Genomic DNA, 18522 nt, shown 5'->3' with positions numbered 1-18522 from the left:
TATGGTTATGGCGAAAGGGAAGAAAGGCGATTTTTCGCGCTGTCATGTATAAAACGATTTGTGGATGGAGAAAACGTATGAAAGAAATGGTTCCATGCACAGCTGTTTTTATGTATAATGATGGTTGACACAAGTCCCACAACAGAAAGCAGTGACGCGCTATGGCTGAGAAAGTCGCCGTCATCGTCGGGCCGACGGCGGTCGGCAAAACGAAGCTCGGCATCGCGTTGGCGAAAAAGCTGGGCGGAGAGGTCATCAGCGGCGATTCGATGCAAATTTATAAAGGGATGGACATTGGCACGGCGAAAGTGAAGCCCGATGAGATGGAAGGAATCCCGCATCATTTGCTGGACATCAAAGAGCCGTGCGAACCGTTTTCCGTCGTCGAATTTCAGCGGCTTTGCCGTGCGCTCATCACCGAGATTTCGGCGCGCGGCCGGCTGCCGATCATCGTCGGCGGCACCGGGCTGTACATTCAGGCAGCCCTTTACGATTACCAATTTTCCGCCGCCCCTTCCGACGAAGCGTACCGCCGGGCGCTCAAACAGCTGGCGGCCGAGCAAGGAGCCGAAGCGCTTCACCGGCGGCTTGAGGCGGTTGATCCAATAAGTGCGGCCCGCATTCATCCGCACAACATCCGCCGCGTCATCCGCGCCTTAGAAGTGTATCACTCGACCGGAAAGCCGTTCAGCGAGTGGCAGCAAGGGCAGTCAAAGCGGCTTTTGTATGAGGCGGCCATCGTTGGCTTGACGGCGGAGCGGGAGGCGCTTTACCGCCGCATCAACGAGCGGGTCGATGAGATGATCGCCGCAGGGTTGATCGAAGAGGCGAGGGCGCTTTATGACCGCGGCCTGCGCGACTGCCAGGCGGTGCAAGCCATCGGCTACAAGGAGCTGTACGACTATTTTGACGGCCGCGTTTCCCTTGATGAAGCGATTGAGCTGCTGAAACAAAATTCGCGCCGCTATGCGAAACGGCAGCTCACTTGGTTTCGCAACCAAATGCCGGTGAAATGGTTTGACATGACCGACGCTGGGCAGTTCGCCGCCAAGGTGGAGGAAATTTCTCGCTATGTAGCAGGAAAGCTTCAACTTGAAGCGAATATATAATTATATCCTTAGAGAGAAAAGAGGAGGACGTTTGATGAAAAATACGATCAATATTCAAGACCAGTTTTTAAACCAGCTGCGCAAAGAGGGCATTCAAGTGACCGTCTTCTTATTGAACGGCTTCCAACTGCGCGGATACATTAAAGGGTTTGACAACTTCACCGTACTTTTGGAAGTGCAAGGAAAACAACAGCTCATTTACAAGCACGCCATTTCGACGTTTGCGCCGGAGCGGAACATCCATTTTGAAACCGAACAGTAAGACCGACGGTACATGCGCCGCCGAAAAAAGGCGCCTTCCTTCGCGGAGGGCGCCTTTTGCCATTTCCCGTTTTCCTTCCGCGCCCGCTATTTGATCGACAAGCTCCTGCGTCACCCGAAGGGAAGTGAGGGACGAGGTGAATTCAGATGCGTAAACCGCCGCTTTTGTGAATAAACATATACAAACTTTTTCCGCTATAGCCGACCCGCTGTTCGTTTGGGCGATTGTCACGGATCGGCGGCGGCGTACGTATACTAGTAACGAAAAGGCAAGGCGTCAAAAGCCAAGTCGGAACGGGTGCGTATGGAAGAAAATGGTAAGCGAGGTGACGCCCCTTGTCAGAATTGACGATGAACAAGGCGAAAGGGCAAATCAACATCGTGTTGAACTCCAAAACGGTAAACCATTTAGTGAAAGAAGAGAGAAACGACTGGCTCGATGGCGAAGAGCATCAGGCGCTCCGCAATATTCAAAAGGAGCTTGATCAGCTGATCGGCCTTGATCATGTCAAAAAAATCATCAAGGAAATTTACGCCTGGCTGTACATCAACCGGCTGCGCAAGGAGAACGGCTTAAAGGCCAACCGCCAGGCGCTCCATATGATTTTCAAAGGCAATCCCGGCACCGGCAAAACGACGGTGGCTCGCTTGCTCGGCAAGCTGTTTTTTGAGATGAACGTGCTGTCCAAAGGGCATTTCATCGAGGCGGAGCGGGCCGATTTGGTCGGAGAGTACATCGGGCATACGGCGAGCAAAACGCGCGATTTGATCAAAAAAGCGCGCGGCGGCATTTTGTTTATCGATGAGGCGTATTCGCTCGCCCGCGGCGGGGAAAAAGACTTTGGCAAGGAAGCGATCGATACGCTTGTGAAAGGAATGGAAGACTATTGCGACGATTTGGTTGTCATTTTAGCCGGTTATCCGAAAGAAATGGACTATTTTTTATCGTTGAACCCAGGGTTGCCGTCGCGCTTTCCGCTGACGATCGAGTTTCCGGACTATACCGTCGAAGAGCTCGTGCAAATCGCCAAACAAATGCTGCGTGAGCGCGAATACGACATGACGCCGGAAGCGGAGCGGAAACTGTACATTCATCTCGAAGGGACGCTGGAAGCGACCGGCCGCCTCAAGTTCAGCAACGGCCGCTATGTGCGCAACTTAATCGAAAAAGCGATCCGCAAGCAGGCGGTCCGTCTTCTGCACGAAGGGCGCTATGACAAAAAAGAGCTGATGACGATCCGTGACCGCGATTTAGTGATTCATGCTTGAACGCTCTCCCACCTACGCTCACGCGTGGAAGTGGGGGTCTTCTCGGCGCGAGATGATAAAAAAGCCAAGGAGGCTCCTCTTTCTTTTTCTTGTCGAAAGAAAGAGGTCTTCCTTTCTTTTTTGTGCCGCAAAAAAGAGGATACAACATCGGCCGGCTCGCGGCGCTCGAAGCTGGCTTTCCGGTCGAAGTGCCGGCCGTGCAAATCAACCGGATGTGCGGCTCGGGGCAGCAGGCGATTCATTTCGCCGCCCAGGAAATCCGCGCGATGAGCTGGTTTCGTTTTGGCAACCGGATTTGACGGTTCCGCTCGCCCCTGTGTTTCCTCCGGAAGAAAGCGACGTCTAGCTGATCGAGCACCGTCTTGTTTGGCTGTTAGTTCTGAAAATAACGGCTTTGCTTTTGGAGTCAGCAGCAGAAAGAAGAACGCAAAGGGGATCGATGCCATGAAACAACCTGCTCTTGCTTCCTTGTATTTATCGCTTGCTGCCAGCATTTGGGGCGGGATGTACGTCGTGAGCAAATACGTGTTGGACTACATTCCGCCGTTTACGCTTGTCTGGCTGCGCTACGCCGTCGCCTTGATTGTGCTTGGTGCCATCGCCACGGCGAAACGGGAGCGCCCGCCAAAGAGCGGGCGCGACTGGGGGATGGTCATCGCAATCGGAATCATCGGCTATGTCGTTTCCATTTCGTTGCAGTTTGTCGGCACAAAATGGTCGAACGCCCATACCGCTTCCCTCATCACCGCCTCGACCCCGGCGTTTGTCGTTTTGTTTGCCCGCTGGCTGCTTGGCGAGACGCTCACATGGCGGAAAATGGCTGCGCTGCTACTGGCGACAGCGGGTGTCATCGTCATCGTCGGCTTAGGAGGCGGAGAAGAATCAACGTTTCTTGGCAACATTTGCTTAGTCGGCGCGGCGGTCACTTGGGCGCTGTTGTCGGTGCTCGTGAAAATCGCTTCGGCCCGCTTGTCCGTGTTTTCGATCACCACGTATGCCATTTTTGTGGCACTCATTGGCATGACGCCGATGATGCTCGCCGAAGGGCCGGGGCTTGCTGCGAGCCATTGGAGTGTTCCCGTCGCCCTTGGGGTGTTGTATCTTGGCGTTATATCGACAGCAGGGGCATTTTTTCTTTGGAACAAAGGGATGGAAATGATTGACGCCGGCGTCGGCTCGCTCTTTTTCTTTTTCCAGCCGCTCGTCGGCTCGCTCTTTGGCCGGCTGTTTTTACAAGAGCAACTCGATGTCTCGTTTTGGCTCGGCGGGGCGCTCATTGCTGCCGGCGTGGCCGTGGCGGTGCGAAGCGAGCAAAGCGCGTAAAGGAAAGCGTCAGCAAACTATATATAGACTCCCATGACAAAAAAATTTCGTCACCATCGGAAGGATGAAAAGACCTCTATGTTGAATTTTACAACTTTACACATTTTGGAGTTCGGGTATTTTCAGGATAGATGCAACAAAGAAGTTTAACATATCCTTGACAGAAAAGTGGTTTGCCCATTTTCGACTGACGGAGGCAAGCCACACGCTTGCCTCCGTCACGCCTTAGCGTGACGGAAGACCGAACAACGACTTGCTTCACAGACCCATTCATGGGTCTTTAAGCGGCGTTGTTCGGTCACTCGACAGTCGGATGCAATGACCGGCAAAGACGAAAAATGTTAAAGCTTTAAATTGCATCTATTATCAAAGCGAGGAGCCGTCTCTCTTTTCGTACGAATCAATTTTGCCGTTTTATCATGGCTCGCCCGCTGTTTCCCCAACCGCCCGGCGCGGCAGCTTCCAACCGTATGTGTAGGACAAAATGCGCAAAGCGGCGACGGCGATAAACAGCATATACAGCTCTACGGGCGAATCCGTCCATTTCAACCCGACGGCAAGGCCGGCCAAAATCGCCCAGGCGGCGTAAATCTCCGCATGCAGCACGAGCGGCTTCCGTCCGGCGAGCACATCGCGGATGATGCCGCCGCCGCTTCCGGTCAACACCGCGGCGACGATGACCGCGCTTAACGGATGACCCATGTTGACGGCATACAGCGCTCCTTGAATGGCGAACGCGGACAGCCCAAGGGCGTCAAAAAAGTTGCCCCACCGCTTCCACGGCGGCAGCATTTGCTTTGGGAACAAATACACAACTGTCATGGCCGCCAAAGCGACAAGAAAGAGCGGCTCTTGTTCCCATAACGCCGACACGGGAACCCCGATCAGCAAATTGCGCACCGCCCCGCCGCCAAAAGCGGTGACAATCCCTAAAATGTACACCCCAAGCAAATCGTACTCCTCTTCCATCGCGACGATCGCCCCGCTAATGGCAAAGGCGATCGTGCCGATGATGCTCAATACTTCCCACGTCATTCGTGCTGTTCCTTTCCGTGCGGTGTTCTTGTATCATTGTAGGGGCAAAAGCGGCGGAAAATCAATCATTTTTTTGGAACGAACTAGCAGACCGACGGTGGGATTTGGTATCATGAACGTAGAGAACATGTTCGCCGCGAGGGAAAGGAAGGGGGATGCCATGAGCCGTGAACAAGCGATCCTTGTCGGCTGCCAGCTCGCTGGTGTCGATGATGAACGGTTTCGCTATTCGATGGAGGAGCTCGCTTCGCTCGTTGCGACGGCGAACGGCGAGGTTGTGGCAGAGGTGACGCAAAAACGTGAAGCGCCGCACCCGGCGACGTATATCGGCAAAGGGAAAACGGAAGAGCTCGCCGCCCTTGTCAAGGAGCTCGAACCGGATCTTGTCGTTTTCAACAGCGAGCTTTCCCCAAGCCAGGCGCGCAATTTGACAAACCTGCTTGGCGAGGTGAAAGTGATTGACCGGACGCAGCTGATTTTAGACATTTTTGCCCAGCGCGCCCGCTCAAAAGAAGGAAAGCTGCAAGTCGAGCTCGCCCAGCTCGAATATATGCTGCCGCGCCTTAGCGGCCAAGGGGAGATGCTGTCTCGCTTGGGCGGCGGCATTGGCACGCGCGGCCCGGGGGAGACGAAGCTCGAGACCGACCGCCGCCATATTCGCCGCCGCATTGATGACATTAAGGCGGAACTGCGGCGCGTCGCCAAGCACCGTGGGCGCTACCGCGAGCGCCGGCAAAAAAACCAAGCGTTTCAAGTGGCGCTCGTCGGCTATACAAACGCCGGCAAATCAACGATTTTCAATCGGCTGACCGCCGCCGATTCGTTGGAAGAAAACTTGTTGTTTGCCACGCTCGATCCGTTGACGCGCAAATGTGTCTTGCCATGCGGCTACACGGTGCTTGTCACCGATACGGTCGGGTTCATTCAAGACTTGCCGACGACACTTGTCGCCGCGTTCCGCTCGACGCTCGAGGAAGTGACGGAAGCCGATCTATTGCTTCACGTCGTCGATTCGTCTCATCCGGATTACGTTGCGCACGAGCGAACGGTGTCGCGGCTGCTCGCTGAATTAGGGGCTTCTTCCATTCCGATGGTCACGGTGTACAATAAAAGCGATCAAAAAGCGTCGGAATTCATTCCGACAACGACTGCTTCCATCATGATCAGCGCGCTTTCCGCCGCCGACATTGACCGGCTCCACTATTTTCTTGAAGAGGCGGTGAAACAGCAAATGGCCCGTTACGACGTGTCGATCCCAAGCGGTGAAGGAAAATTGCTCGCTCGGTTAAAATCGGACACCATTTTGCACGAATGGCATTATAATGAACAGGGAGGCACGTACGACTGCCAAGGGTACGTGCTGCCGACGCACCCCTTGTATGGGGAGCTGCAATCATTCCAACGGTAGAAAGGGTTCATCTATGTTTTGGACACAATGGAGACACGGAGAAACCATCGCTCTTCTCATCGAGGAAATCGAAGCACAAATCGCGCCGATTCACCGCCGCATCGATGAACTGGTCGACGTCAACCAATACCGCGTGCTTGAGAGCTTCCGTCGCCATCAAGTGAGCGACGCCCACTTCATTCCGTCAACCGGTTATGGATATGACGATGCGGGCCGCGATACGCTCGATCGCATTTTCGCTGATGTGTTTGGAGCGGAAGAGGGGCTTGTGCGCCCGCAAATCATTTCCGGCACGCACGCGATTGCGATCGCGCTGTTTGGCGTGTTGCGCCCGGGCGATGAATTGCTTTACATCACGGGCGCTCCGTACGATACGCTTGAGGAAATCGTCGGCGTCCGCGGCCGCGGCGTCGGCTCGCTGAAAGAGTTTGGCATTCGTTATCGCAGTGTGCCGCTCACAGCGGAAGGGATGGTCGATTTTCCGGCCGTTCGCGAAGCGATCCATGAGCGGACGAAAATGATCGGCATTCAACGTTCGCGCGGCTATGCGGACCGGCCGTCGTTTACTGTCGAAGAGATCGGCGACATGATTGCATTCGTCAAGTCGATCAAACCGGATGTCGTCGTGTTTGTCGACAATTGCTACGGAGAATTCGTCGAGGAGAAAGAGCCATGCCATGTCGGCGCCGATTTGATGGCCGGCTCGCTCATTAAAAACCCGGGAGGGGGCTTGGCGAAAACGGGCGGCTACATTGTCGGCAAGCGGGAATATGTGGAGGCGTGCGCCTATCGGATGACCTCGCCGGGCATTGGAGCGGAAGTCGGTCCGTCGCTTTACAGCTTGCCGGATATGTATCAAGGCTTTTTCCTTGCGCCGCACACCGTGGGTCAGGCGCTCAAGGGGGCGGTTTTTACGGCGGCGATGCTCGAGCGGATCGGACTAAAAACCTCGCCATCGTGGAAGGCGAAGCGCACGGATTTGGTTCAGTCCGTCCGTTTTGACGATCCGGAACAAATGGTGGCGTTTTGCCAAGCGATTCAGGCTTCCTCCCCGGTCAACGCTCATTTCACTCCGTATCCGAGCGACATGCCCGGCTATGAAGACAAAGTGATCATGGCCGCCGGCACGTTCGTGCAGGGCGCGAGCATCGAGCTGACGGCAGACGGGCCGCTGCGGCCCCCATATGTCGCCTACGTGCAAGGCGGGCTGACGTATTCACACGTCAAAATCGCCATTTGTTCAGCCGTCCACCGTCTGCTTGAGCAACAGCTCATTTGTTTGTGAGAAAATATGACGCATCATTGACTGTTTTCTTGACATTATGGTAAAATGAAGGTATCAAAAGCGAGGAGGAATTGGCATGAGCAGTCATATTCGTCGTTCCATGCCATTGTTTCCGATTGGGATTGTGATGCAGCTGACCGACTTGTCGGCTCGGCAAATCCGCTATTATGAAGAGCACGGTCTCGTTTCGCCAGCGCGCACTGAAGGCAACCGGAGGCTGTTTTCGCTCAATGACATTGACCGCTTGCTGGAAATTAAAGATTTGATCGACCAAGGCGTCAACTTGGCGGGCATTAAACAAATTTTTGCCGCGCGGGAGGAAGGACGCCACCAGCAGGCGGAGAAAGTCGAAAAAGTAGGAAAACCGAAGCTGTCGGACGAAGAACTGCGCGAAATTTTGCGGAATGAATTGCTGCAGGCCGGGCGGTTCCAGCGCGCGTCGCTTCGCCAAGGAGATCTCGCTCGCTTCTTTCATTAATGACGGAACATGATTTCCGAGCCGGGGAGGAGTTTGGACATGGCAAAATATACGCGTGACGACATTTTACACATCGTCAAAGAGGAAAATGTCAAGTACATCCGCCTGCAATTCACCGATATTTTGGGGACGATCAAAAACGTCGAAATCCCGATCAGCCAACTTGAGAAAGCGCTCAATAATAAAATGATGTTTGACGGGTCTTCGATCGAGGGGTTTGTCCGCATCGAAGAATCGGACATGTATTTGTATCCGGATTTGGACACGTTTGTCATCTTCCCGTGGACATCGGAAAAAGGAAAAGTCGCCCGCTTTATTTGCGACATTTACAATGCGGACGGCACGCCGTTTGAAGGCTGCCCGCGCTACAATTTAAAGCGCGTGTTGAAAGAGATGGAAGCGCTCGGCTTTACGGCGTTCAACTTGGGAGCGGAACCGGAGTTTTTCCTCTTTAAGCTCGATGAAAATGGCCGTCCGACGATGGAACTGAACGACCGCGGTGGCTACTTCGACTTGGCGCCGACCGATCTTGGGGAAAACTGCCGGCGCGATATCGTGCTTGAGCTTGAGGAGATGGGCTTTGAAATTGAAGCGTCGCACCATGAAGTTGCCCCGGGCCAGCATGAGATCGATTTCAAATACGCTGATGCCGTAAAAGCGTGCGACGACATTCAAACGTTTAAACTCGTTGTCAAAACGATCGCCCGCAAACATGGGCTGCATGCGACGTTTATGCCGAAGCCGATTTTTGGGATTAACGGTTCGGGAATGCACTGCAACTTGTCGCTGTTTCGCAACAACGAAAACGCCTTTTTTGATCCGAACGGCGATTTGCAGTTGAGCGATACGGCCCGGCAGTTTATTGCCGGCGTGTTGAAGCATGCGCCGAACTTTACAGCTGTCACCAACCCGACGGTCAACTCGTACAAGCGGCTTGTTCCGGGGTACGAGGCGCCATGTTATGTCGCCTGGTCGGCGCGCAACCGCAGCCCGCTCATCCGCATTCCGGCTTCGCGCGGCATGAGCACGCGCATTGAAGTGCGCAGCGTCGATCCGGCGGCGAACCCGTACTTGGCGATGGCCGTGCTGTTGGCGGCCGGGCTTGACGGCATTCGCAACAAGCTCACTCCTCCGGCGCCGGTTGACCGAAACATTTACGTCATGACGAAAGAAGAGCGGCTTGAAGAAGGCATTGTCGATTTGCCGGCCACGCTGCATGAAGCGTTGGAAAACTTGAAGTCCGATGAAGTGATGATTCACGCGCTCGGCAAACATTTATTCGAGCATTTCGTCGAAGCGAAAGAAATTGAGTGGGATATGTATCGGACAACGGTTCATCAATGGGAATTGGACCAATATATGGAACTCTACTGATTCATAAAAAAGCTGCCCCGTTTTTTTCAGGGCAGCTTTTTTATGGGCGCAGGCCGGCACGAGTCAGTCGAACAGGCGATAGACGCCGATCACTTTGCCGAGAATCGTGCAGTCGCGGACGATGATCGGCTCAAGATGGGCGTTTTCCGGCTGCAGGCGGATGTGGTCTTTTTCCTTGAAAAACCGCTTCACCGTCGCCTCGTTGTCTTCCGTCATGGCGACGACGATGTCGCCGTTGTTGGCCGATGACTGCTGGCGGACGATGACGTAGTCGCCGTCGAGAATGCCGGCTTCGATCATGCTGTCGCCCATCACTTCAAGCATAAACAACTGCTCCTCGCCAGCGGCGAGCCGCTTCGGCAGCGGAAAGTAGCCTTCGATGTTTTCCACCGCTGTAATCGGTTGACCGGCCGTCACCTTGCCGATGATCGGCACCGAGATGATCTCCTCTTTTTCTCTCTCCTTGGCCATATCGTTGTCCAAAATTTCAATGGCGCGCGGCTTTGTCGGGTCGCGGCGGATGTACCCTTTGCTTTCTAGGCGCGCGAGATGCCCGTGGACCGTCGAACTTGACGCCAGTCCAACCGCTTCCCCAATTTCCCGCACCGACGGAGGATAGCCTTTTGTTTTTACTTCCTGTTTAATAAACTCTAAAATTTGCTGTTGTCGTTTTGACAGTTTCGTCATTGTTTCACACCTTTCGCCACATCATTTGCCTTCATTATACCATGCGGAAGACGAAAAAACAAACATAGGTTCGAGTTTTTTATTGACACAAACAAATGTTCTTGACTATAATGAAGGAAAGCGAACAAACATTCTAGAAAGGGTGGGGAGAATGGAGAAAACGTTGCTGCACTATGTTTTGTTTTCATTTTTGTTTTCGCTCGTGTTGGCAGGGTTCGTTTACGCCAGCAGCCCGGTCGATAAAAAAGAATACGTGACGATCACGGTCGCTCCCGGCGATACGCTTTGGGGGCTGGCAAAACAGTACGAACAGGAACACCATATGCCGCCTGATGAGTTCATCCGCTGGGTCGTCGATGTCAACCATTTGCCGAGCCCGCGTCTTGCCACCGGTGAACAAATTGTCATTCCTGTGTTAAAATCAAAGCAGGGCGGCTCGGTGGCCGTCAATCAGTGATGGAAAGAAGGGAGTGGCCATGAGGGCGGTCATTTACTGCCGAGTCAGCACGGACAAAGCGGAACAGGAAACGTCACTCGCGAGGCAACGAGATGAGCTCGAGCAGCTGGCGGCCGAGTGTGGATTTGAAGTCGTGAAAGTGATCGCCGAGCAGGCGAGCGGTTATGAAGCCGACCGCGACGGCGTGTTGGAGCTGCTTTCGCTTTGCGAGGAAGGCGAGGTCGATGTGCTGCTCATTCAAGATGAAACGCGGCTTGGGCGCGGCCATGCGCGCATGGCGGTGCTGCATTGCTTGAAAAAGCAAGGGGTGAAAATATACAGCGCCAGCCACCGCGGGGAGATGCCGCTGTCGGAGGCCGATGAGATGGTGTTATCCATCATCGCGATTGTCGAGGAGTACCAAAGAAAAATACATAACGCCAAAATTAAGCGTGGCATGCAGCGAGCCATCGCCAGCGGATACCGACCGGAGCGGAACCTAAGGCGCCGGGGCGAAAACGCCGGGCGCGATCGAATCGATCTGCCGGTTGAGGAGATCGTCCGCTTGCGCGAGCGTGGACTGACGTTTGCCGATATCGCCGCGACGATGCGAAGCTTCGGCTACGAGGCGTCCAAGGCGACCGTCCATCGGCGTTACCAGGAATATATGGACGAGCAACAAAGGCGGCGTTGATCGTGTACTGCGCCTGACCCTAAAGCGGCGAGCGGGCAAAGGAAGCCAAGATGCCATCCTTGCCATCTTCCCGGTTGATCAGATAAGATAAAACAGAGTGAGAATATGGCAGATAGGAGAAGATGATCAATGCTTGCCAAACATAAATTAGCCCGCATCAATGAACTGGCGAAAAAAGCGAAAACGGCCTGCTTGTCGGCCGAAGAGGCCCTCGAGCAAGCGAAGCTGCGCCGTGAGTACATTCAAGCGTTCCGCAAGGCGATGACCGATATGCTCCATACAGTGACCGTCATTGACCCGAACGGCAACGACGTGACGCCGAAAAAATTAAAGGAAAGCCAGCGGCGGCGCTTCCATTAAACGGTCGAAAGAGGGGTGGACCGGAAAATAACGTTGTACAAGCCGATCGATTTTCTATATGATAGTAAATGACACCATGTTAATGAAAGGGAGGAAGACGATGGCGCATTCAATCGAGGAGTTGGCGATTACGACGATTCGAACGCTGTCGATTGACGCGATCGAAAAAGCGAAATCCGGGCACCCGGGCATGCCGATGGGCGCGGCGCCGATGGCGTACACGCTTTGGACAAAATTTATGAATCATAACCCGGCGAATCCAAACTGGTTCAACCGCGACCGGTTTGTCTTGTCAGCCGGGCACGGGTCGATGCTGCTTTACAGCTTATTGCATTTAAGCGGCTACGATGTCACGATGGATGACTTGAAGCAGTTCCGCCAATGGGGAAGCAAAACGCCGGGCCATCCGGAATACGGCCATACGCCGGGCGTGGAAGCGACGACCGGCCCACTCGGCCAAGGGATTGCGATGGCGGTCGGCATGGCCATGGCGGAACGGCATTTGGCTGCTACATACAACCGCGACGGGTTTGAGATTATCAATCATTATACGTACGCCATTTGCGGCGACGGCGATTTGATGGAAGGAGTGGCGAGCGAAGCGGCGTCACTCGCCGGCCACTTGAAGCTCGGCCGTCTGATCGTCCTGTATGACTCGAACGACATTTCGCTGGACGGGGAGCTCAACCTGTCGTTCTCGGAAAACGTCGCCCAACGTTTCCAAGCGTACGGCTGGCAATATTTGCGCGTTGAGGACGGCAACAATATTGAAGAAATCTCCAAAGCGCTCGAGGAGGCGCGGGCGGACCTTGACCGGCCGACGCTCATTGAAGTAAAAACGACGATTGGCTACGGCTCGCCAAATAAAGCGGGCACGTCCGGCGTCCACGGCGCTCCGCTCGGCGCCCAAGAGGCGAAGCTGACGAAGGAAGCGTACCGCTGGACGTTTGCTGAAGATTTTTATGTACCGGAAGAAGTATATGCCCATTTCCGAGAAACGGTGCAAGAGGCCGGTGCGAAAAAAGAAGCGGAATGGAACGAACAGTTCGCCGCGTACGAACGGGCGCATCCGGAGCTGGCCGCCGAGCTGAAGCGGGCGATTGAAGGGAAGCTTCCGGATGGCTGGGAGGCGGCGCTGCCGGTGTATGAAGCGGGCAAAAGCCTGGCGACCCGCTCATCGTCCGGGGAAGTGATCAACGCCATCGCCAAAGCGGTGCCGCAATTGTTTGGCGGTTCGGCGGACTTGGCAAGCTCGAATAAAACGCTCATCAAAGGCGGCGGCAACTTCTTGCCGGACAGCTACGAAGGGCGCAACATTTGGTTTGGCGTGCGCGAGTTTGCCATGGGGGCGGCGCTGAACGGCATGGCGCTTCACGGCGGGTTGAAAGTGTTCGGCGGCACGTTCTTCGTGTTCTCTGACTATTTGCGCCCGGCGATCCGCTTGGCGGCGCTGATGGGCTTGCCGGTCATCTACGTCTTGACGCACGACAGCATCGCCGTCGGCGAAGACGGCCCGACGCACGAGCCGATCGAACATCTCGCTTCGCTTCGGGCGATGCCGAACTTGTCGGTCATCCGTCCGGCTGACGCAAACGAAACGGCGGCAGCATGGCGGCTGGCGCTCGAATCGACGGACAAGCCGACTGCACTCGTCTTGACGCGTCAAGATGTGCCGACGTTGGCGGCAACAGCTGAGTTGGCGTATGAAGGCGTGAAAAAAGGTGCGTACGTCGTTTCACCGGCGAAAAACGGCGCTCCGGAGGCGCTGTTGTTGGCGACTGGCTCGGAAGTCGGTCTGGCCGTCAAAGCGCAAGAAGCGCTTGCCGCTGAGGGCATCCATGTCTCCGTCATCAGCATGCCATCGTGGGACCGCTTCGAAGCTCAGCCAAAATCGTACCGCGATGAAGTGCTTCCGCCGGCCGTGACGAAGCGGCTCGCCATTGAAATGGGCGCGTCGCTCGGTTGGGAGCGCTACGTCGGCGCCGAGGGCGACATTTTGGCCATCGACCGATTCGGTGCTTCCGCTCCAGGAGAGAAAATCATGGCCGAGTATGGCTTTACGGTTGACAACGTCGTCCGCCGCACAAAAGCGCTGCTCGGCAAGTAACCGGAAAAGCTGCCCTTGCGTTGTTGCAGGGGCAGCTTATTTTTGTGAAAGATGGCTGCGCTTTGGTCAAGTATTTTCGGGGTTGAATCGAGGACAAAGGCTTGTTTGTTGGCGTGTTTGCGGCCGCATGGCCATCGCAAACAAAAATCGACAATGTTAGTGAAAAAACTCGCCGTTAATAGACATATTTTTCCTCTCTCATTTTCTACCTGAATCCGTGATAAAAACGCGTTCAAACTGCTGAGAAAGCTTGATAAATCAACAAATATCACACTTTTTGCTTTTCACTCAATAAGTGAACATCCGAAACTGGGCTAAACCCTTGATATGATTACGTTTTCCGGTGCTTTTGATGAGCTGCTGTCACGGATTCAGGTGTTTGTTTTGCAAAACGACGCCGGCAAGGAAGCGTTGCTTGTCGTGCAAAAGCGCCGCTTGCTTCTTGTCGCTGACAGCGCGCCGCTTGCCGCGGACATCGGGCGGGCGCTCGCTCGGCTTTCGCCGACGTTTTTGGCGGTCGACGCCGATTTTGTCGATTACTACTGGCTGTCTGCGCCTCGGCAAGGAAGAAAATTTGCGTAATGAAAAGATTTTTGTCGCGAAATATTGTCTAATGACGCATCGTTTAGTACACTGTTAGGGAGACAACAAGAAGGAGGAAAATCGCTGTTATGTGGGGTACGATTCTCGTTGGCGTGCTGGCGCTCATCGCCGGGGTGGCGATCGGATTTTTCGTCGCCCGCAAAACGATGATCAATTATTTGAAGAAAAACCCGCCGATCAATGAACAAATGATTCGCATGATGATGATGCAAATGGGCATGACTCCGTCGCAGAAGAAAATCAACCAGATGATGAAAATGATGAACAATCAACTGAAATAAGCGAAACGGACACTCGATCGAGAGTGTCTTTTTATTTTGCCAAAATGTTCTTTCAAAATTTTTCTAGTTTTGTTACAATAATATGGCGATTGTTCGTCAGCCAAATGAAAGGAGGGCGGGCCTTATGCGCGTGTTTCGCGATTTGTTTTGGTTTTTCCGCCAAGAAAAGAAGGCGTATATCACCGGTATTTTCGTGCTTGTCATCGTGGCGTTTTTGGAGACAGTCCCGCCGAAAGTGATCGGCTTGTTGGTCGATCATATGAAAAACGGCACGATGACAAAAGAAGTGCTCATCCGCTGGATCGCCGTCCTCGCCGCCGTTGCGGCGGCGCTTTACGGGCTCCGCTACGCTTGGCGCATTTTCATTTTCGGTTCGGCGGTCAAGCTTGCCCGCCAGCTGCGCAACGAGCTGTATCAGCATTTTACGAACATGTCGCCGTCGTTTTACCAGCGGAAGCGGATCGGCGATTTAATGGCTCATGCAACCAACGATTTGCAAGCGATTCAGCAGACGGCCGGAAGCGGCATTTTGACGCTTGTTGACTCGGTGACGCTTGGCGGGGTTGTGTTGGCAACGATGGCGTTTTCGATCAGCTGGAAGCTGACGCTCATCAGCCTATTGCCGATGCCCGTGATGGCGGCGGCGACGAGCCGCTATGGGACGATGCTCCATCGTCGTTTTTTAACGGCGCAAGCGGCGTTTTCGTCGCTGAACGACAAGGTGCAGGAAAGCGTCAACGGCATCCGCGTCATCAAGGCGTTCGGCTATGAGGAACACGATGTCGAGGCGTTTCGCCGTCAATCGGAAGACGTCGTGGCGAAAAACGTTGCCGTCGCCAAAATTGACGCCTTGTTTGATCCGACGATCGGGCTGCTTGTTGGGCTGTCATTTTTTCTCGCTGTGGCGTTTGGCAGCCAAATGGTTTTGGCGGGCGAATTGACGATCGGCGAGCTTGTGTCGTTTACGACCTACCTTGGCCTGCTTATTTGGCCGATGTTGGCGTTCGGCTGGATGTTTAACATTGTTGAGCGAGGGCGTGCTTCGTACGACCGGGTGCGGGCGCTGTTGGCTGAACAAGATGAAATCAACGAACGTCCGGATGCCCTTCACATCTCTCCGCAAGGCGACATTGAGTATGATGTTCGTCAATTTGCCTATCCGGGGGAGGCGAAGCCGGCGCTTCGGGGCATTCGTTTTCAGCTCAAGCGTGGGGCGACGCTTGGCGTCGTCGGCAAAACGGGGGCGGGAAAAACGACGTTGCTTCGCCTGCTGCTGCGCGAGTTTGACGGCTATGACGGCGAGATTCGCTTCGGCGGCCGCGACATCCGCGATTATACGCTTTTCGCGCTCCGTTCGGCGATCGGCTACGTGCCGCAAGACCATTTCTTGTTTTCTGCCTCCATCCGCGACAACATCGCCTTTGCCAAGCCGGAAGCCGGAGAGGACGAGGTCGTACGGGCGGCGCGGCTGGCCGACATTCATGATGACATTTTGCAGTTTCCCGACGGGTATGAGACGGTCATCGGAGAGCGCGGCATTTCCCTATCCGGTGGGCAAAAACAGCGGCTGTCCATCGCCCGGGCGCTTCTCATTGACCCGGAAGTGCTCATTTTTGATGACGCGTTGTCGGCCGTGGATGCGAAGACCGAGGCGCGGATTTTAGCGGCGCTCAAACAGGAGCGGCGCGGAAAAACGACGATCATCGCCGCTCATCGTTTAAGCGCGGTTGAGCATGCCGATTGGATTCTCGTCTTTGACGGGGGGCGAATTGTGCAGGCCGGAACGCACGAGCAGCTGATGGCAGAAGACGGCTGGTATCGTGACATGCATCGACGCCAGCAGCTTGAGGCGCTTGCGGAGTAACAACAGGTCTGAACGTTCGAGCTCTCGCCAAAAACGAGCGGAGCGAAAAGCCTGAAAATACAAGTTGTTTGTAAGATAGGGGGAAGTGGATGAACGACCGATGGTTGACAACAAAAGAGCAGCGGCGCGTCTTATGGCGGCTGCTCGCTTATATGGGAAGATACAAAAAAGAAACGGCGCTTGCGTTTGCGCTTCTTCTGTTGGCAACGGCCGGGGAGCTTTCCGGCCCGTATTTGGTGAAAGTGTTCATTGATGACTATTTGGTGCCGGGCCGCCTCGCTTTTGGACCGGTGGCGGCGCTGGCCGCCGCCTATCTCGGCGTGCTCGTCTTGAAAACGATCATTTCCTACTTCCAGCTTGTCGAGTTTCAGCGGCTCGCTTTGTACGTCATTCAAGCGCTGCGGATGGATGTGTTTGCGAAAGTGCACCGGCTCGGGATGAGCTATTTTGACCGGACGCCGGGCGGAAGCATTGTTTCGCGGGTGACGAACGATACAGAAGCGATCAAGGACATGTTCATCAGCGTCCTAGCGGCCTTTGTGCAAAACGGCTTGTTTGTCATCGGCGTGTTTGTCGCTATGTTTTCGCTTGATGCTAAGCTTGCGTTGTTTTGCCTGTTCATCCTCCCGGCGATCGCGTTCATCATGCACACATACCGCCGCTACAGCTCAGTGTTTTATCAAGAGATGCGCGAACGGCTGAGCGAACTGAACGCCAAATTGAACGAATCGCTGCAAGGAATGGCCGTCATTCAAGCGTTCCGCCAGCAGCGCCGTTTATATCAAGAGTTTGCCGCCGTCAATGAAGCGCATTACAAGGCGGGGATGAAAAACATCCACCTTGATGGACTGCTGCTTCGACCGGCGATCGATGTGGTGTATATGTTGTCGATCATGGTCGTGCTCAGCTTTTTTGGCATCACGGCGCTTGATGGCCCAGTTGAGATCGGCGTGCTGTATGCGTTTGTCAACTATTTGGAGCGCTTTTTCGAACCGGTGACGCAAATGATGGTGCGCCTGTCTCTTTACCAGCAGGCGATCGTTTCCGCCTCTCGCGTGTTTGCCCTTCTTGATCATCAAGAAGAGGCGCCGGCCAATCCAAATCGGTCGCCGCATGTGATCGAGCGCGGGGAAATCGAATTTCGGGATGTCAGCTTTTCCTACGACGGCAAACGAGATGTGCTGAAACGGCTGTCGTTTGTCATCCGTCCAGGTCAGACGGTCGCGTTTGTCGGCCATACCGGCAGCGGCAAAAGTTCGATCATCAACTTGCTCATGCGTTTTTATGAGTTTGACCGCGGCGATATTTTGCTTGACGGCCGGTCGATCCGCGATTACTCGCGCGCCGAGCTGCGCCGCCGCCTCGGCCTTGTCTTGCAAGATCCGTTTTTGTTTTACGGGACGGTCAAAGAGAACATTCGCATGTATAATCAGGAACTGGACGACGAAGCCATTCAGGAGGCCGCTCGGCTCGTGCAGGCCGATGCGTTTATTGAGCAATTGCCCGATCGTTACGACCATGTGCTCGCCGAGCGCGGGGCGACGTTATCAAGCGGTCAGCGCCAGCTTCTTTCCTTTGCTCGCACGATCGCTGCTGATCCGAAAATTTTGGTGCTCGATGAGGCGACCGCCCATATTGACACCGAAACAGAGGAAGCGATTCAAGATGCGCTCATGCGCATGCGGAAAGGGCGGACGACGATTGCCATCGCCCACCGTCTATCAACGATTCAAGACGCTGATCAAATTTTCGTCCTCCACTGCGGCGAAATCATCGAGCGCGGTACGCATCAGCAACTGCTGGCGCAAAAAGGGCTTTACTACCAAATGTACTTGCTGCAAAACGGCCTCGTCGATGTCCAAGCGCAACATCCAAAGAACGGACTGTTCGCCCGCCATGAGATGAGATGACCGCTTGCGCAGGCGGCGGGGGCGTGCCGGAAAGAAAA

Annotated in this window: 18 protein-coding genes and 1 pseudogene; 17 read left to right on the top strand and 2 right to left on the bottom strand. The window is 54.6% G+C overall.

The window, feature by feature from the left end; translation table 11 throughout:
• Positions 1-161: 161 nt before the first annotated feature.
• From miaA to NSS88_RS02305, 5 genes and pseudogenes are all read left to right on the top strand, one after another.
• Complete coding sequence (miaA, locus tag NSS88_RS02325) at positions 162-1109, top strand: tRNA (adenosine(37)-N6)-dimethylallyltransferase MiaA (RefSeq protein ID WP_033017285.1); 948 nt, start codon at positions 162-164, stop codon at positions 1107-1109.
• A gap of 34 nt (positions 1110-1143) precedes the next feature.
• A complete protein-coding gene (gene hfq / locus NSS88_RS02320) occupies positions 1144-1371 on the top strand; it encodes an RNA chaperone Hfq (RefSeq protein ID WP_011230812.1) in 228 nt (75 codons plus the stop codon).
• Between the two features lie 335 nt (positions 1372-1706).
• Positions 1707-2639, top strand: a complete 933-nt coding sequence (gene spoVK, locus NSS88_RS02315) for a stage V sporulation protein K (RefSeq protein ID WP_049624714.1) — start codon at positions 1707-1709, stop codon at positions 2637-2639.
• An 89-nt stretch (positions 2640-2728) separates the two neighbouring features.
• A pseudogene (locus NSS88_RS02310) lies at positions 2729-2905 on the top strand (hypothetical protein); the annotation flags it as partial.
• Between the two features lie 178 nt (positions 2906-3083).
• Positions 3084-3962 (top strand): DMT family transporter, encoded by an 879-nt coding sequence (locus tag NSS88_RS02305; protein WP_055358870.1) that lies wholly within the window; start codon positions 3084-3086, stop codon positions 3960-3962.
• A gap of 417 nt (positions 3963-4379) precedes the next feature.
• Here NSS88_RS02305 and NSS88_RS02300 read toward each other — a convergent pair whose 3' ends face one another.
• Positions 4380-4997: a trimeric intracellular cation channel family protein gene (locus NSS88_RS02300; protein ID WP_033017292.1), complete on the bottom strand. Its 618-nt coding sequence runs from the start codon at positions 4995-4997 to the stop codon at positions 4380-4382.
• 160 nt (positions 4998-5157) lie between these two features.
• Here NSS88_RS02300 and hflX point away from each other — a divergent pair, with 160 nt between their 5' ends.
• The 4 genes from hflX (at position 5158) to glnA (ending at position 9542) form a co-directional block, all read left to right on the top strand.
• Positions 5158-6405 (top strand): GTPase HflX, encoded by a 1248-nt coding sequence (gene hflX / locus NSS88_RS02295; protein ID WP_033017294.1) that lies wholly within the window; start codon positions 5158-5160, stop codon positions 6403-6405.
• 13 nt (positions 6406-6418) lie between these two features.
• Entirely contained in the window at positions 6419-7690 is a 1272-nt protein-coding gene (locus tag NSS88_RS02290) for a methionine gamma-lyase family protein (protein WP_033017295.1), read from the top strand.
• A gap of 76 nt (positions 7691-7766) precedes the next feature.
• A complete protein-coding gene (locus NSS88_RS02285) occupies positions 7767-8168 on the top strand; it encodes a MerR family transcriptional regulator (protein ID WP_033017296.1) in 402 nt (133 codons plus the stop codon).
• 39 nt (positions 8169-8207) lie between these two features.
• Entirely contained in the window at positions 8208-9542 is a 1335-nt protein-coding gene (gene glnA / locus NSS88_RS02280; RefSeq protein ID WP_033017297.1) for a type I glutamate--ammonia ligase, read from the top strand.
• Between the two features lie 63 nt (positions 9543-9605).
• Here the strand turns inward: glnA and lexA are convergent, their stop codons facing one another.
• Positions 9606-10229: a transcriptional repressor LexA gene (gene lexA / locus NSS88_RS02275; protein WP_011230827.1), complete on the bottom strand. Its 624-nt coding sequence runs from the start codon at positions 10227-10229 to the stop codon at positions 9606-9608.
• A gap of 151 nt (positions 10230-10380) precedes the next feature.
• Here lexA and yneA point away from each other — a divergent pair, with 151 nt between their 5' ends.
• The 8 genes from yneA (at position 10381) to NSS88_RS02235 (ending at position 18484) form a co-directional block, all read left to right on the top strand.
• Complete coding sequence (gene yneA / locus NSS88_RS02270; protein WP_033017298.1) at positions 10381-10686, top strand: cell division suppressor protein YneA; 306 nt, start codon at positions 10381-10383, stop codon at positions 10684-10686.
• Positions 10687-10705: 19 nt separating this feature from the next.
• Positions 10706-11359: a YneB family resolvase-like protein gene (locus NSS88_RS02265; protein WP_013145683.1), complete on the top strand. Its 654-nt coding sequence runs from the start codon at positions 10706-10708 to the stop codon at positions 11357-11359.
• Between the two features lie 129 nt (positions 11360-11488).
• Complete coding sequence (locus tag NSS88_RS02260; RefSeq protein ID WP_033017300.1) at positions 11489-11719, top strand: DUF896 domain-containing protein; 231 nt, start codon at positions 11489-11491, stop codon at positions 11717-11719.
• 100 nt (positions 11720-11819) lie between these two features.
• Positions 11820-13826, top strand: coding sequence for a transketolase (gene tkt / locus NSS88_RS02255; RefSeq protein WP_033017301.1), 2007 nt, complete (start codon positions 11820-11822; stop codon positions 13824-13826).
• Positions 13827-14153: 327 nt separating this feature from the next.
• On the top strand, positions 14154-14408 hold the full coding sequence (sirA, locus tag NSS88_RS02250; protein ID WP_341082854.1) for a sporulation inhibitor of replication protein SirA: 255 nt from the start codon (positions 14154-14156) through the stop codon (positions 14406-14408).
• 89 nt (positions 14409-14497) lie between these two features.
• Positions 14498-14710: a YneF family protein gene (locus NSS88_RS02245; protein ID WP_011230833.1), complete on the top strand. Its 213-nt coding sequence runs from the start codon at positions 14498-14500 to the stop codon at positions 14708-14710.
• Between the two features lie 124 nt (positions 14711-14834).
• Positions 14835-16574, top strand: a complete 1740-nt coding sequence (locus NSS88_RS02240; RefSeq protein ID WP_339240454.1) for an ABC transporter transmembrane domain-containing protein — start codon at positions 14835-14837, stop codon at positions 16572-16574.
• 89 nt (positions 16575-16663) lie between these two features.
• A complete protein-coding gene (locus NSS88_RS02235) occupies positions 16664-18484 on the top strand; it encodes an ABC transporter ATP-binding protein (RefSeq protein ID WP_061580813.1) in 1821 nt (606 codons plus the stop codon).
• Positions 18485-18522 lie beyond the last annotated feature (38 nt).

The sequence above is a fragment of the Geobacillus sp. FSL W8-1251 genome (assembly GCF_038005945.1).
GTDB lineage: Bacteria > Bacillota > Bacilli > Bacillales > Anoxybacillaceae > Geobacillus > Geobacillus stearothermophilus.
Note: the sequence above shows the minus strand (reverse complement) of the source record. Positions and strands in the feature narration are given on the sequence as shown.